Source organism: Vibrio sp. 1874 (genome assembly GCF_033344395.1).
GTDB lineage: Bacteria > Pseudomonadota > Gammaproteobacteria > Enterobacterales > Vibrionaceae > Vibrio > Vibrio alginolyticus.
This window is the reverse complement of record NZ_JAWPOR010000080.1, coordinates 1-1,454: the sequence shown is the minus strand read 5'-3', so window position 1 is coordinate 1,454 and position 1,454 is coordinate 1. Positions and strand designations below refer to the sequence as shown.

The window sequence follows — 1,454 nt, the reverse complement described above, 5'->3', positions numbered from 1 at the left end:
AGCCACTCATCGCTTATCTTGAGTGCGTCACCTTGAATCGTGACACTAGGAACTTCAAACTGGTTTTCGTATCCATCACCGCCATCAAGAATATTCACCGTTAAAGAGGCATCATCGTTCAAACCTTCAATTGCCTCTAAGGTAATATCCAATGTTACGGAGGTGGTGTCACCGTCTGAATCTGTTGCATTAACTAACAATGGTATATCCAGGATTTGATCTTTTGACAGATCGAAAGAGCGATATAATTCAAAGGAATACTCTATTTCACTACTCGACTCTAAAGGTAATGTGGATAATAGTTTCGATTGAAAAATATTTACTTCCACCCCACCTTCTAAGATATAGCCAGTAATTGTCGTACCGTCATCAGACAGACGGTAAAGCAACTCACTTTCACTACTCACTAATGTGGGCTGGTTTAATTCGCTAAATCGAAGAGAGTCAACATAATCACTCCCGATATCGAGTTGAAGGCTCCCAGTCTTAAAGATTGCCCCACTTTCTAGATTAATCTCCTCGATTGCAACAACAGTCAAGTTGCTCAACGTAGGATCAACACCATCTTTCAACACGAAATCAATTTCATTCTCTACAAGCGGTGTGGAGTCTAGATCTGTCCCTCCAATGGTCAGCGGGAAAGTGACCGTATCACTACTATTGAATTGGTCGATAGGATGATCAAGAGTAAGCGAGATTGAAGCTAGTACATCGTTACCCGACTCAATGCCACTCAATGTTAACGTAAATACAGTCACACCATTGGCAAATGCTGTGATTTGCTTTCCACTGGAACTTAACGTGTAGCTAAGCTCATTATCAGAGACTGAGCTTGTAAGCCCTAATGCCTCTAACTTAGTAATGGATGCCCCACCAAAATACAAACTAGTCGGATCAGGGTTATCAGAGCCAGCAATCACATTAACACTGCCTTCGGTGGTTAATAATGCCTCTCCCAGAGGTACTTCTGCTGTGTTTATAGTAGCGCTGCCTACATAACCCGCTTGGCCATCTATAATGTCGATAGTTGCGGTTGCTACACCGTAATCTTTTGAATCATCGGCTGCGAGATAATCAAAAACGAGACTTTGCTCAACCGTGTGATCTAAGTTGCGACTGGCATTCAACTGCCAAGAGCCATCTGAAAATACGGTTAATTCACCCTTCTCTAGACTAAAACTTACTGAGCCACCATCAGGGACAGACTGGATCTCTCCTCCGGCTCTGACATATCGAATGTACAAGTCACCATCAATATCAATGTCATTCTCCAGTACATTGCCAGAAATGACTTGGCCTTCGGTTACACTATATGACTCATTTGCGATCACTGGATCGGCATCAAGGATGGCGATTTCTAGGGGGGCCACAACCGTTTCTTGTGTACCATCAGCATCACTTTGAGTGCTTTCAACCAATACGTTAGTCACCAGCTCATCTTGACCTACACCATG

Annotated in this window: 1 protein-coding gene; it reads right to left on the bottom strand. The window is 43.1% G+C overall.

Features of this window, described 5'->3' with window-relative positions:
- On the bottom strand, positions 1 to 1,454 hold a 1,454-nt coding region (locus R8N46_RS24675; RefSeq protein WP_318098560.1), incomplete at both ends, for an Ig-like domain-containing protein.